General features: G+C 43.2%; 9 protein-coding genes. 6 read left to right on the forward strand and 3 right to left on the reverse strand.

Translation table 11 applies throughout. The features are described 5' to 3' along the window. Positions 1 to 6: 6 nt before the first annotated feature. Entirely contained in the window at positions 7 to 2,514 is a 2,508-nt protein-coding gene (locus tag HMPREF9447_RS24825; RefSeq protein ID WP_009132415.1) for a glycosyltransferase family protein, read from the reverse strand. Between the two features lie 110 nt (positions 2,515 to 2,624). Beyond that, positions 2,625 to 4,043: an adenosylhomocysteinase gene (gene ahcY / locus HMPREF9447_RS24830; protein ID WP_009132416.1), complete on the reverse strand. Its 1,419-nt coding sequence runs from the start codon at positions 4,041 to 4,043 to the stop codon at positions 2,625 to 2,627. Positions 4,044 to 4,215: 172 nt separating this feature from the next. Here ahcY and HMPREF9447_RS24835 point away from each other — a divergent pair, with 172 nt between their 5' ends. Further along, complete coding sequence (locus HMPREF9447_RS24835) at positions 4,216 to 5,391, forward strand: PAS domain-containing sensor histidine kinase (protein WP_044138718.1); 1,176 nt, start codon at positions 4,216 to 4,218, stop codon at positions 5,389 to 5,391. A gap of 132 nt (positions 5,392 to 5,523) precedes the next feature. Here HMPREF9447_RS24835 and HMPREF9447_RS24840 read toward each other — a convergent pair whose 3' ends face one another. Next, positions 5,524 to 6,534 (reverse strand): LacI family DNA-binding transcriptional regulator, encoded by a 1,011-nt coding sequence (locus tag HMPREF9447_RS24840; protein WP_009132418.1) that lies wholly within the window; start codon positions 6,532 to 6,534, stop codon positions 5,524 to 5,526. Between the two features lie 256 nt (positions 6,535 to 6,790). Between HMPREF9447_RS24840 and HMPREF9447_RS24845 the strand changes: the two genes are divergently transcribed. From HMPREF9447_RS24845 to HMPREF9447_RS24865, 5 genes are all read left to right on the forward strand, one after another. Then, the gene (locus tag HMPREF9447_RS24845; RefSeq protein ID WP_009132419.1) at positions 6,791 to 7,834 is read left to right on the forward strand and encodes an NAD(P)-dependent alcohol dehydrogenase; all 1,044 of its coding nucleotides are present in this window, start codon (positions 6,791 to 6,793) and stop codon (positions 7,832 to 7,834) included. Between the two features lie 6 nt (positions 7,835 to 7,840). After that, positions 7,841 to 8,710 carry a carbohydrate kinase family protein gene (locus HMPREF9447_RS24850; protein ID WP_009132420.1) on the forward strand — a complete coding sequence of 290 codons (870 nt, stop codon included), beginning with the start codon at positions 7,841 to 7,843 and terminating at the stop codon, positions 8,708 to 8,710. A 21-nt stretch (positions 8,711 to 8,731) separates the two neighbouring features. Next, positions 8,732 to 10,144, forward strand: coding sequence for an alkaline phosphatase (locus HMPREF9447_RS24855; RefSeq protein ID WP_009132421.1), 1,413 nt, complete (start codon positions 8,732 to 8,734; stop codon positions 10,142 to 10,144). A 155-nt stretch (positions 10,145 to 10,299) separates the two neighbouring features. Beyond that, on the forward strand, positions 10,300 to 13,404 hold the full coding sequence (locus tag HMPREF9447_RS24860) for a SusC/RagA family TonB-linked outer membrane protein (RefSeq protein WP_167549136.1): 3,105 nt from the start codon (positions 10,300 to 10,302) through the stop codon (positions 13,402 to 13,404). Between the two features lie 12 nt (positions 13,405 to 13,416). Beyond that, positions 13,417 to 15,123: a RagB/SusD family nutrient uptake outer membrane protein gene (locus HMPREF9447_RS24865; protein ID WP_009132423.1), complete on the forward strand. Its 1,707-nt coding sequence runs from the start codon at positions 13,417 to 13,419 to the stop codon at positions 15,121 to 15,123. Positions 15,124 to 15,142 lie beyond the last annotated feature (19 nt).

The following is a 15,142-nucleotide window of genomic DNA, read 5'->3' on the forward strand; positions in this document are numbered from 1 at the left end:
GGGATATTAGCGTGAACGTAGCTTTTTCCTATATACTATTACCAATATCATAATTCCAATCACCATCAACGCCAGCGCTGCATAAGCTATACCCTCCGTTACGTGCAGGCTCTTTGGGTCAAAGCGCATTTCGATGGTGTGTTTTCCGGCAGGGACGTACATGGAACGCAGGATGTAGTCGGCACGCGCAATGTCGGCAGGCTTCCCGTCAATGGTGCCTATCCAGCCATCTGGATAGTAGATTTCGGAGAACACGACTATACCATCTTTCGAATTGTTGGTTTCGTAAACCAGGCGATTAGGCTCATAGCTCGTCAGGCGGACGCTGGAAAGACTGTCCTTGTAGGAGGTCGTTGCGCCTTTCAGGGTCTCTTTGAAACGGGCGTCTACTACGGCTGTTTCTGTTGGTACTATTGCGTGTAAAGCGTCAATTTCCTGATTGGCATTGTCCACATACTTCACATTGTCCACAAACCATGCATTGCCATAAGCATAAGGATTCATGACAGGAATTGTCTGTCCTTGTCCGGCGGGAAGGATGAAATACTTGGTGTTCAGCATATTCAGAACGCGGAACTGGGAAGCATCTACGCTATCCATTTCACCACCTGCAGCGGCAATAGCCCGATAAGCGGCCTGCATTTCCGGAGTGATGTGGCGTTCTATCACTTCCTGATAACGGCGCAGCTTGGCGGCATGATATCCGCCGACACTCTTGTGCCAGTAGGAAGTGTTATTCTCGCTGAATGCGCTTCCCGAGAGGCTGAGTACACGATAGTTCGGATCTGTGTCCTGCAGTATTATTTCATCAGCTTTCGTCTTCTTGAAAGTATCTACCTGAGCAGTGCGGGGGACAAATTGATCGTCATGCAAATAACGCTTATTGACTCCCCACATATCTACTACGCAAAGAATAGTAATACCGGCAATCACAACTGTATTCTTTAATTTGCCGCTATAATAGAACCATAACAATGCGCAGCCAATCACAACGATAATGAAGCTACGCAACGCATCGGAACTAACCATTGCTGCACGCATCTCTCCCAGATTAGAAAGGATTCCGGACAACTCTTCCTGGGGAATCATTCCCTGATTGACTGCATTCTGCAACATCTGGGCTTCCTGTGCAGGAATAAATGTAGAACTGAAAGCTCCCGGCAGGATGGTCAGTATCAAAGCTACGCCTGCCGTTAATGCAAAGCTGATACCAACAAACTTCAGTTTCTTCTTTAATATTTCCGGTTCTTCCAGCACCTTTTTCAAGGCAAAAATGGCCAGTAACGGAATGGTAAACTCCGCAATAACGAGAATGGACGATACGGCACGGAATTTACTATACATAGGTATATAGTCGATGAAGAAGTCGGTCAGCGGCATGAAATTCTTCCCCCATGAAAGAACGATGGAGAAGAATGTGGCTCCGACCAGCGCCCACTTCAACGGGCCTTTGACAATGAAGCAACCCAGAATGAAAAGGAACAGGACAAAAGCGCCTACATAGACGGGACCTGATGTCATGGGCTGACCACCGAAGTATTGGGGGAGTTGTTGGTATAATCCGGCATATGTGGGATTGGCTTTTTCCATAGCTGTCTCGTTCGCAATGAGGGGTACGGAAGCGCCGCCTTTAAAATTGGGTATCAGCAATGTCCAGGTTTCTCCGATTCCATAACTCCATTGTGTGATGTAGTCACGATCCAATCCACTGCTGGTCTGTTTGGCTGCATCACCGGTTTCCACGAGTTCGCTTTTACCGCGCATGGTTTCCTTGCTATACTCGTAAGTGTGATACAGGTTCGACAGGTTGACGCATATACCAATAAGTGCGGCTACTACAAGCACACCGCTTGCTTTAAAGAACTGCGGCAAGGTTTTATTGCGCCAGGCATCTTCAAAATAGGCTCCTGCAATGAACAGGATGACGAACAGGAAGTAATAGCTCATCTGCACGTGGTTCGACAGAATTTGCAGGGCTATAAATAACGCTGTTATGATACCTCCTACCAAGTATTTTCCCCGGTAAGCCAGTACGATACCCGCTATCGTGGGTGGTATGTAAGCCAGAGTGATAAACTTCCATATGTGCCCGGCGGAAATCAGAATGAAGAAGTAAGATGAGAATGCCCACATCAATCCTCCCAATCCTGCCAGCCACACTGGTATGCCGAATGCACGTAACAGGATGAAAAAGCCCAGCATCAGAATGAAAGTCAGGTTTACATACGTGGGCAAAAATAGTTGGTATACCTTCTGTACCCATGTCAGTGGTTTTGTTGACTCATAGCTGGGAGCTATCTGGTAAGTCGGCATGCCACCGAACAGCGAGTTTGTCCAGCGTGTATATTCACCGGTTTCTTCGCGATACTTTGTTGCTTCTTGTCCGGCACCGGCACCAGCAGCGGTGTCGTGTTGGAAGAGAATACGGTTTTCTATATCCGCCGGGAAGAAATAGGCGAACGAAAGAACAGCAAACATAAGAATGACCAGGAGGTCGGGGAGGAGCTTCTTCATAAAAACAGGGTTTTTATGAAATTGAAAATTGAAAATTGAAAATTGAAAAATAGCTGCGCTGTTATGCTGCATAGTATTTTTCATTTTTCATTTTTCAATTTTCAATTTCGTTAATAACGATAATGTTCAGCCTTATACGGTCCGTCTACCTTTACACCGATATAAGCGGCTTGCTCGGGAGTCAGTTTGGTCAGCTTCACACCGATTTTTTCGAGGTGCAGACGTGCCACTTCTTCATCGAGATGTTTGGGAAGACGGTAAACACCCGTTTCATATTTCTTGTTGAACAACTCAATCTGTGCCAAAGTCTGGTTGGTGAATGAGTTACTCATAACGAATGACGGATGACCGGTAGCACAGCCCAGGTTCACCAAACGTCCGTCAGCCAACAGGATAATGCTGTGTCCGTCGGGGAAATAGTAGCGGTCTACCTGCGGTTTGATGTTGACGCACTTGATGCCGGGATAATGTTTGAGTGCATCCACTTGGATTTCATTGTCGAAGTGACCGATGTTACAAACAATGGCTTGGTCTTTCATTCTCTCCATGTGATCGATGCGGATGATGTCGATATTACCGGTTGTAGTAACGAAGATGTTACCTTGGCTGCAGGCTTCTTCCATCGTGACTACCTCAAAACCTTCCATTGCAGCTTGCAGGGCACAAATCGGGTCTACTTCCGTTACCAGCACGCGGGCACCATATGAACGCATCGAGTGTGAACATCCTTTACCAACGTCGCCATAACCGCAAACTACGACTACTTTACCTGCAATCATCACATCCGTGGCGCGCTTGATGCCATCGGCTAGTGACTCACGGCAACCGTATAGGTTATCGAATTTTGATTTCGTCACAGAGTCGTTCACGTTGAATGCCGGAAACAGCAATTTGCCTTCTTCTTGCATCTGATACAAGCGATGTACGCCTGTGGTTGTTTCTTCGGATACACCACGCATTTCAGCAGCTACGCGATGCCAGCGTGTAGGGTCTTCTGCCAATACACATTTCAGGATGGCGTTCAGTTCAATCTCGTCTTCCGCATGAACTTCTTTATCCAAGATGGAAGCGTTGCTTTCAGCCTCATAGCCCACATGTATCATCATGGTAGCGTCGCCACCATCATCCACAATCACTGTAGGACCTTTACCGCCAGGGAAGTTCAGCGCCTGGAGCGTACACCACCAATAGTCGGTCAGCGTTTCACCTTTCCAGGCAAATACGGGTACACCACTTGCAGCGATAGCAGCTGCGGCATGGTCTTGGGTCGAGTATATATTGCAAGAGCACCAACGTACTTCGGCACCCAGTGCTACGAGGGTTTCAATCAGTACCGCTGTTTGGATGGTCATGTGCAGGGAGCCCATGATGCGAGCGCCTTTCAACGGTTTTGTTTCTCCATACTTTTCGCGAAGAGCCATGAGGCCGGGCATTTCTTGTTCTGCCAGATCGATTTCCTTGCGACCGAAGTCGGCAAGCGTAATGTCTGCCACCTTATAGGGCAGAGTAGAGAATAATTCTTTGGACATATTTATCAATGATTTAAAATAAAAAGTGCTGCAAAGATAGAACATTCTGATTAGTAGGGCAAAAGCTATTCGCTTTTTTTAAATAAAAGCTTGGAATATATGTTGATATAATTGAAAAGATATGTATATTTGCTTCCCCAAAAATAATACTAAGCAACATATCTACCTTGAAATGAGGGATTATAAAAATAAAACAAAAGAGGAACTACTGGATGTAATCCGGGAGTTGGAAGAACAGCTGGCAAACCGTCCTCTCCAGCAAATTCCATGTCCGGATGAAAACTCGGGGGCTTTTAGTAAGAAATACGGTAAAGAGATACTATATGCTATTCCGGATATGCTGACCATATTCGATTTCAATCTGGATTATATCGAGTTACTTTCTTCTCCCGAAACTAATCATGTGGAAGGCTTGTCCGGTGATGATGCATCACGTCCTAACCTTAAAGATATAGTACCGGAATCGGAGTACCGTAAAATCCGTGCCAATATGGAGAAGGTGATACGCACCCGTCAACCCAGTATAGGGGCACATTCGCTGATGTTTGAAGGAGAAATGCATCATTATGAAAATCTGGTGTGTCCGCTGGGCGACCAGTATCTGTTGTGTATGTGCCGGGACGTTACGAGCCGGGTAAATGCACAGCGCGAATTGGCTGCCGCCCGTGTAAAAGCAGAAGAGGCCGATAGGTTGAAGTCGGCATTCCTCGCTAATATGAGCCATGAGATACGTACGCCCTTGAATGCGATTGTAGGATTTTCGAGGCTGGTGGTTGATCCAAGCTATGCAGGAGATAAAGAAGATTATTGCAATATTATCGAGAAGAATTCCGAATTACTGTTGTGTCTGTTTAATGATATTCTGGACTTGTCGTCAATGGAAGCCGGTTCTTTGGAGTTCAGGAAGGATAAAGTGAATATGTATGCTGCTTGCCTTGAAGAGTACACCAGGCATCGAACAAAGGTAAATGAAGGAGTAAAGTTGATATTGGATGATGGTGATAAAAATTTGTATGCTTTGGGAGACAGGTCACGCGTCATGCAGGTGCTGATGAACTTATTGAGCAATGCTGCAAAGTTTACGCCTGTCGGCGAGATTCATCTGGGATATGAGCAGCGAGGTAATATTGTACAGGCTTATGTGAAAGATACAGGTCTTGGTATTCCTGCCAACCGGGTTGCGAAGATTTTTGAACGTTTCGGAAAGATTAATAATTTTGCACAAGGCACCGGATTGGGGCTGACGGTTTCCCGTATGTTGGTGGAACGAATGGGCGGACGAATCTGGGTGCGGTCGGGTATAGGAATAGGGACGACGTTCTTCTTTACGTTGCCAATGACTGAATAAGTTGAGAATTATTATGCAGCAGATATCGCAGCTAACTCTCAATTAGTTTCTCAACTCATTCAGGTTAAGTTGGGTAATATACTGAGTGTGCTGATTATTATTAAGGCTACTACAACTGTTTGTCGGTGCAGATTACTCAACCGTTGATTTTCTGATAATGATATTTGATTCCAATGTGATGGTCTGATCGGGAGTTGAGAAATCATTGATTTTTTCAAGAATAAGGCGGACGGCGATTGTGGCCATTTCATCAACCTGCTGCTCAACGGCAGTTAGTGGTGGGTGTACTAAGGTCGATAAAGCGGTTCCTGACATACAGCAGATTGCAACTTTACTTGGAATAGTTATGTTGTGTTCTTGTAGTGTTCGTTTTGCACCTAATGCTTGTGTTTCTGTAAAACAAAAAACTGCGTTGAAAGGGATGCCAAGACTTAAAAATTTTTCAATAGCATTGGCACCATCGTCAACACTGACACCCGATTCGATGGCATATCGTGAATCGTAGGGAATATGGAACTTGGCCAGTGCATCGCGATAACCTTTCTTACGGTCAATTGTATTTTGGATATGGCGAGGTCCGGTCAGGTGGAGAATTTGTTTTTTCCCTGAACGTATAAGATGTTCAACCATGAAGAATGACTGGGTATAATCATTGCTCTTTACTCCAGGAACAGAGATATCTGAAATTGTGCGGTCGAAAAAGACCATTGGAATATGACGGTTCAGGAAGCTTCGATAAACATCCAGATTGGCGGTATTGTGGCAAGCACTGATTAGGATGCCTTCAACGCGCGCATTATCAAACATAGCCAGGTTCACCCGTTCAGTTTCAGGGTTTTCGTCAGATAATGCCAGGATAACACGATAGCCTTGCTGATGCAACAGACCTTGAGCAGCGGTGATGAAACTCATGGAAAACGTTGTTGTCATTTCAGGAATCATAATTCCGATGATGCGTGTACTCCTTAAACGCAGGTTAACGGCCAGTTCATTTCGACGATAACCCATCTTACTAGCCATTTCAACTATTTTCTGTAATGTTTCCTTGCTGACGTTTTTACTGTCTCCATTTAACGCTCTCGACACAGTCGATTTTGATAGTCCCAACGCAGCTGCTATATCTTTAATTGTAATGTATCTCATGAGTATGGTGTGTTTCTTGCAAAATTAGGACTTTTATCCATTCATGTGCTAAAAATGAATGCCAATATCTTCTAAAATATATGATTTAACGTTGGGAACGGTTGCGTAAAATGGGAACGGTTGCGGGAACGGTTGCGGAATTTTTTTTTTGAAAAATCCTTGTAACACAGCTAAATGGAGCTTAGTTTTGTGCTGTAGAGAGAACGAATGAGACAATTCGTTTGAGGCTGATTAACTAATTTAATGCTATAATAGAATGAAAAATACAATGAAGGTTGCAGTGATGCTGGGAATTGGTCGAATGGGATTTGAAGAACGTCCCATTCCAGAGGTTAAGCCCAATGAAATATTGGTTAAGTTGGAGTATGTGGGTGTCTGTGGGTCAGATATTCATTACTATGAAACCGGGAGAATTGGAAACTATATTGTTCAGCCTCCTTTTATGTTAGGTCACGAGTCTGCTGGTGTTGTTGTCAAGGTAGGGCCGGATGTTAAACATTTGAAGGTGGGCGATAAAGTGGCACTCGAACCTGGTAAGACGTGCGGCCATTGTCACTTTTGCCGTGAAGGGAAATACAATCTTTGTTCTGATGTGGTTTTCTTTGCTACTCCTCCGGTAGATGGAGTGTTTGCGGAATACGTAGCACACGAAGCTGATCTTTGTTTTAAACTTCCTGAGAATGTTGATACGCTTGAAGGTGCACTTATTGAGCCGTTGGCTGTGGGATTTCATGCAGCGAACCAAGGCGAAGCACATGCCGGTCAAACGGCAGTAATCTTCGGTGCAGGATGCATTGGCTTAGTTTCGCTAATGGCACTCAAAGCCGAAGGCGTTAACACAATCTATGTTGTAGATATTATGGAAAAGCGTTTAGAAAAAGCACTGGAAGTTGGTGCAACCGCTGTGATAAATTCAAATAAGGTCAATCCGATTGAGGAAATCAATAAGCTGACTGCCGGTGAGGGTGTCAATCTTGTCATTGAAACTGCTGGTATGGAAATTACCACTCGTCAGGCTATTAATGTTGCCCGAAAAGGTTCGAACATAGTTCTGGTAGGGTATTCTAAAAGTGGGGAGATGACATTGCCCATTAGTTTGGCAATAGATAAGGAACTTACATTCAAGTCGGTGTTTCGTTATCGTCATATTTATCCAATGGCTATTGAAGCTGTGGCTTCTGGAAAAATAGACTTGAGAAGTATTGTGACCAATATTTTTGACTTTGATGATATTCAAAATGCGATGGATATGAGTGTCAGTGATAAATCTAATATTGTAAAATCAGTAATTAAAATCTGATAAACTATGAAAACAAAAACAGTTGTTGGTTTAGGAGAAGTCCTTTGGGATATTTTCCCGGAAGGAAAGAAATTAGGCGGGGCTCCTGCAAATTTTGCCTATCATGTGGCTCAACTGGGGCTTGACGGCATTGTGGTTAGTGCCATAGGTAATGATGAATTAGGCGATGAGATTATAGCCTGCTTTGAGGACAAGGGATTACCACACATGCTTGAAAACTCGTCATGTCCTACCGGAACCGTTCAAGTTAGTATTAATGAGCGTGGTGTTCCTCAATATACTATCGAAAAAGGTGTGGCGTGGGATAATATACGGTATAACGAAACATTGAAAGCATTGGCAAACCGGACAGATTGCGTTTGTTTCGGTTCGTTGGCCCAACGTAATTCTGTATCGCGAAATACTATTGAGCAGTTCCTTAATGATATGCCTATCGGTTCTTACAAAGTTTTTGATATCAATCTGAGGCAACACTTTTACACAAAGGAACAGATTGGAAAATCGTTCTCTTTGTGTAATATCTTGAAACTAAATGATGAGGAACTTGATAAGGTTTGTAATATGTTTGATATTATGGGTACTTCACTCCAACAATGCCAAACACTTCTTACAACGTATGGTTGGAAAATGTTGATCCTGACTTGTGGTGAGATGGGAAGCTATATCATTACTTCTAATGATATAGCGTTTCTGGAAACTCCCAAAGTGAAAGTTGTTGATACAGTAGGAGCGGGTGATTCCTTTACGGCTGCCTTTTGTACGTTGCTCTTGAAAGGTGAACCTGTTAGGAAAGCTCACCGGAGAGCAGTTGATGTCTCGGCTTACGTTTGTACCCAGGCTGGGGCAATGCCAGTGTTACCGAACCATCTTAAATAGTACCTTCTAACGATAGATACAATGAAAAATGTCAGATTACAGTTATTCGTCTCATTCTTGTTGTGTACTTGCTTTCTGCATGCCCAGCAGGCCAAATACATATTCTTTTTCATAGGAGATGGAATGGGATTAAATCAGATACAGATGACAGAACTATACGGTGCTGAACTTCAAGGTAATATTGGGATAACTTCCTTGTTATTTACTCAATTTCCAATGTCAACTATTGCAACCACCTATTCTGCAACGAACGGTGTGACCGATTCTGCAGCTTCGGGTACCGCATTGGCCGCAGGTGTGAAAACTCGTAATGGCTGTATTGGTGTGATGAAAGATAGGGTTACACCCTTGAAGAGTATTGCAGTAAGAGCTCGGGAAGCTGGATGTAAGGTTGGTGTAGCATCAAGTGTGGCTGTTAATCATGCAACACCGGCTGCGTTTTATGCCCATAATGAAAATCGAAAAAACTACAATGCCATTGGCCATGATCTTGTAGCTGCCGGATTTGATTTTTATGGTGGTGCTGACTTCTGGAGTGTAACTCCTCAGGATTCAATAGGACTTTATGACCTTGCCCGTGACAATGGTTATACGATAACCCGTGGCTACAAAGAGTTTCAGAAAAAAGTCCGTACATCGGATAGAATGATTCTGTTTCAAAGGGTTGCGGTATCGAAGATAGATAGTCGTACAACTCCCTATGCCATTGATCGTCAAAAAACGGATTTGACATTGTCGGAGATTACACGTGCAGGTATCAATGTCTTAACCAAAGACCCGGAAAAAGGATTTTTCTTTATGATTGAGGGTGGAAGTATTGATTGGGCATGTCATAGTAATGATGCAGCAACGGTGATTCATGAGGTTCAGGATTTGGATAGGGCCATAAGTGTTGCTTATGAGTTTTATCAGCAACACCCTGATGAAACATTGATTGTGGTGACAGCTGATCACGAAACCGGCGGTCTTGGGTTAGGCACCGGATCGTATGAATTAAACCTTAGTGTTCTCAGTAACCAAAAAATCAGTGAGTGTGAGTTTTCAAGAGTACTCGGTAATTTAAGAAAGAAATACAATGGTAATGTTTCGTGGAACATCGTTAAGAATTCGCTCAGTGAGAACTTTGGTTTTTGGAAAAAGATTCGATTGACTCTGCAACAAGAGGAGCGATTGAAAATAGCCTATGAAAGCTCGTTTATCAACAGTACCGGTCTGGTTGAAAGTGAATATCAAAAAGATGAAGCTATTGCAGCCGAAGCTAAAAAAATCATCAATGAGATTGCCCTGGTAGACTGGATTAGCAAAGGTCATTCGGCGAGTTTCGTGCCTGTATTTGCTCTTGGAGCTGGTGCAGAGAATTTCCGAAGCCGTACTGATAATGCCGAAATACCACGAAAGATAGCAGAGATAGGTGGCTATGGGTTGGAAGATTAACATTTTTCATTAGGGTTTAATATTGTTTTTGGGTAACTTAATGTTCTTAAGTCAGCTTAAGAACGCTTATGAGATAGAATTGTAAATTATAAATAGAACTAATTGTTTAACCTTTTTTTATGAATATGATACACTGTTTATTAGGGACTTTCAGAATGAAACTTTCCCATCTAAGTCGTGCTATGTTAATACTGGTGTGCTCGTTTTTTAGCATATTTATAGCCAGTGCAAATGGTATAGAAGATTCTCCCGGATCAGAGCGGGAAATAACGGGTTACGTTCAGGATGCTCAGGGCGAACCGGTCATTGGAGCGAGCATCAGAGTAAAAGGAACAACTGTCGGTACCATTACTGACGTGAATGGTCATTACAGTGTTAAAGCAGCAAGTGGATCAACTTTAGTCATTTCTTTCGTTGGATACAGAACTGAAGAAGTAAAAGTGGGTAACCATAATGCCATCGACGTTATCCTTCAGGAAGACTCAGAGCTTATAGATGAAGTAGTGGTTATTGGTTACGGTATTGCTAAAAAGAAAGATCTGACGGGTGCTGCTGCCAATATTAAAGGTGACAAGGTTGCCGAACGCCGTACTACACAATTGGCTACGGCCCTTCAAGGTGCTGTGTCGGGTGTGTTAGTGACTCGTTCAAGCAGTGAGCCCGGAGCAGGTGCAAGCAACATCCTAGTGCGTGGTGTAACCACAATCGGCGATTCATCACCTCTGATCGTGGTTGATGGTATTCCCATAGATAACATTAATGATGTTAATGCTAATGATGTGGAAAGCATCACGGTATTGAAAGATGCGGCTTCGGCTTCCATTTATGGCTCTCGTGCAGCAGCCGGTGTAATCTTGGTGACGACCAAACGTGCGGCCGACAAAGATTTGCGCATCAGTTATAACTTCGAGTATGGTATCGAAATTCCCACAACCCAGCCTAAGCAGGTTGACTTCCAGCGTTATCTTGAAATGGTTAACGAGTTGAAGTACAATGATAATCCAGCCGGAGGTCTTTACACTGTTTATACCGAGGATCAAGTTAATAATTGGGTAAACAACAATAAAACCGATCCGGATAACTATCCGATAACTGACTGGTATGACCTCTTGATTAAGGGCTCGGCGCCCCGTCAAACCCATACAGTGAATCTCGTTGGTGGTACTAAGAATGTTAAAACGAGAGCATCTCTTAGCTACGAAAAAGTTGATGGTCTTTATAAGGATGCTGATAACTACTACGAAAGGTATATGGCAAGATTAAATAACGACTTGACATTCAGTAAGTATCTTGCCGCTTCGTTAGATTTAAATGTGAAGTATGCCAAAAACCACGAACCTATGTTCTCGGATGTGTGGAACAGTATTCTGATTGCTTCACCTGCTTATGCTTGGCAGTGGGAGCATGGTGGCCTTGCCGATGTGAAAGGTGGAAATAACCTCTATGGGCGTCTGGTAGAGGGTGGCTACAATGAAACCTATTCTACAAAGATTGGTGGGCGTGTTTCTATTGACTTCACTCCATTCAAAGATTTGAAGATATCGGCTGTACTTGCTCCAAACTTCTCTATTTCCAAAGGCAAGAAGTTCCAGAAAGAGGCCGGCTTTACGTCACAAGATGATCCTACTACTATTATTGGTACGTTTGCCGGCTGTGGCTCTACTAAACTGACCGAGAATCGTGCAGACTCTCGCTCGTTAACCACGCAGTTTATTGCAAACTACATGAAAAAGTTTGGTAAGCATGATTTTAATATTATGCTTGGTTATGAAAACTATTACTACTATCATGAAGCAATGAGTGCTTCGAGCGATCATTACGATCTGGACAGTTATCCTTATCTTGATGCAGGTCCTAAAGACTATTTGGCAAATTCCGGTTCTGCTTATGAGAATGCCTATCGCTCATATTTTGGTCGCGTTATGTATAGCTTCAATAATCGTTATTTGCTTCAAGTCAATGTTCGCCGTGATGGTTCGTCACGTTTTCATAAAGACTCTCGTTGGGGTACATTCCCGTCTGTATCAGCAGGTTGGATTGTAAGTGAAGAACCTTTTATGAAAAAAGTCAATGGTAAAACGCTATCATTCCTAAAGTTAAGAGCTTCTATCGGTACTTTAGGTAACGAACGTATCGGTAATTACCCTTATGTCTCATTGATGGAGTTTACTAACTCGTTGTTCTACAACAAGGCTGATGCAAGCGAGTCTACCTATTACAAAGGAGCTGCTCAAATCCAGTACCCTGTACACAATTTAACATGGGAAATGACTGAAACATATGATATTGGTATTGATGCACGATTCTTTGATGGACGTTTATCTTTTGTGGGTGACTATTACTATAAACGTACGAAAGACATGCTGCTCGATCTTGAAATTCCTAAATATATGGGTTATTCCAATCCATCACAGAATGCTGGTAAAATGCATACCAAAGGCTATGACCTCGAATTGTCATGGAATGATCGTGTTGGTGGATTTACCTATGGCATTTCGGCTAACTTTTCTGACTATATATCTAAAATGGATGACCTAAGCGGTACGCAGTTTATGGGCGATCAGGTGAAGATGACCGGCAGCTTATTCAATGAATGGTATGGCTACATCTCTGAGGGCTTGTTTCAAACTCAGGAAGAACTGAATAAATCAGCTACACTAAATAGCAATACACAAGTTGGTGATGTGAAATATAAAGATGTTTCTGGTCCAAATGGTGTGCCTGATGGCATTATCTCTCCCGAGTACGACCGCGTTCTTCTTGGCAATTCACAACCTCGCTTTATGTATGGTGGAACATTGTCGGCTGCTTACAAAGGTTTTGATTTTAGCACTGCCTTTCAGGGTATTGGTAAGCAAAAAGTACGCATGAACTCTAAAATGGTTCAACCCTATCACAACCAGTGGGGAAGCATTCCTGCCATTATAGATGGAAACTATTGGAGTTCCTTCAATACCGAAGAAAAGAACCTGACGGCAAGTTATCCACGTCTCACTTATCAGAACAATGATAGCAATAACGCTATGTCAACCTTCTGGATATTCAACGGTGGTTACTTTCGCTTGAAAAACATTACCTTGGGCTATACCCTTCCGGCAAGCCTAACACAAAAGGCTAAGATTGAACGGGTTCGTTTCTATGTGTCGGCAAGTGACCTGTTCTGTCTGAGTCATTATCCTGATGGTTGGGATCCAGAACGCGGAACTACCTCTTATGCTATGACCACTTCGGTATTGTTTGGTCTGAATATTAATTTTTAATGGAATAAAGCAATGAAAAATATATATCTTGTACTAACAGTATTCGCACTATCATTGGTATCGTGCAACAATTTAGACCTGTACCCACTGGATCAAGGTTCAAGTGAAACTTGGTACAGTAATGAAACAGAATATGAAATGGCGGTGAATGATTTGTATCGCACTGCATTCTGGCCTGTAGCCAAAGAAGCCTGGTCTGATGATTACCTTTATCGTGACGTTGCCGGTCCCGACATTGTAGATGGAACGTTAAACAGTGAAACAAATACGTCTGGTAGTGTTGAACTGGCAACATTCTACACCAACCAGTACAAAGCCATTGCCCGTTCCAATGCTATTATCGCTAATTTAGATCGTGGTCGTGAAAACGGAATCAATGAGGCTACTTTATTGTCCTATGAGGCACAAGCACGTTTCTCACGTGCTGCACATTATGCCATGTTGGTCTTTGCCTTTGGGGATGTAGTCTATGTGGAAGATCTGTTGACTATTGAAGATGCATCTAAAATGTCACGGTCACCTAAAGCCGATGTGATTAAGATTATCTATGACGATTTTGATTATGCCGCTGAGCATCTCCCGGCTTCCTACACTGGAAAACAGATGGCAACTAAAGGTGCCGCTTTGGCATTGAAAGCACGCTATGCGTTGTATTTCGGTGATTATGAGATCGCTGCTACAGCTGCAAAAGAATGTATGGATTTGGGTATCTATAAACTTCACAAAGACTATGGTGATTTGTTCTATACGAAGAATGCTGAAGAGTCAATTTTCTTATTACCCCGTTCAACTGCTCTCCTGATTGGTAATATCGGTGATGCAAAAAGCTACTATCCACGTACTGCAGGTGGCTTTTCGAGCAAGGTTCCTTCGTGGGCACTGCTTGCAGCTTATGAGTGTACCGATGGTAAGTTAATTGACGAGTCACCTCTGTTTGACTCTCATAATCCTTTTCTGAATCGAGATCCTCGCTGTACGGCTTCAATCGTGGAATTTGGAAGTGAATTCGTTGGCTATGAATATACCCCTCACCCTCAAGTTACCAAAGTAATGGACTATTCAACTGGTAAGATGGTTAACAACAACGACACCCGCGCCAGAGCTCAGTTTGCTTCCTTTACCGGTTTGGTGTGGAGAAAGTCAGTCGACAGAACCTGGGGACCCGCTACAAACTTCACACCCGAAAATGATTTGGTGATTATCCGATATGCCGATGTGCTGTTGATCTATGCTGAGGCTAAGATTGAGTTGAATCAAATAGACCAAAGCGTTTTGGATGCTATTAATCAGGTGCGTGCACGTGCCTATGGTGTGGAATTGAGTGATGTTTCGAATTATCCGGCCATTACAACAACCAACCAGAAAGAGCTCCGCACAGTTCTTCGTCGTGAACGGCGGGTTGAGTTAGCATTTGAAGGGCTTCGCTATTACGATTTGATTCGTTGGAGATTGGCTCAAAAAGCACTGAATAAGCCAAATTGTGGAGTACTCTATCCCGGAAGCGAGTTGATAGATAAAGTAGTGACACCGGGACATTGGTTCTGGCCTTACGCTCCTGAAATAGATGAAGATGGTATTGCTGATTTCTCAAAAATGGCAAGCGATGGCTATGTACAGGTTTGTTCTGAAGGCGCTTTTTCTGAAAGACAATACTTATGGCCCATTCCTGCGAAAGAGTTGGTTATCAATCCTAATATGACTCAGAATCCCGGATATTAATTCATAAATTGTTTTATTC

It is taken from the genome of Bacteroides oleiciplenus YIT 12058 (genome assembly GCF_000315485.1).
Taxonomy (GTDB): domain Bacteria; phylum Bacteroidota; class Bacteroidia; order Bacteroidales; family Bacteroidaceae; genus Bacteroides; species Bacteroides oleiciplenus.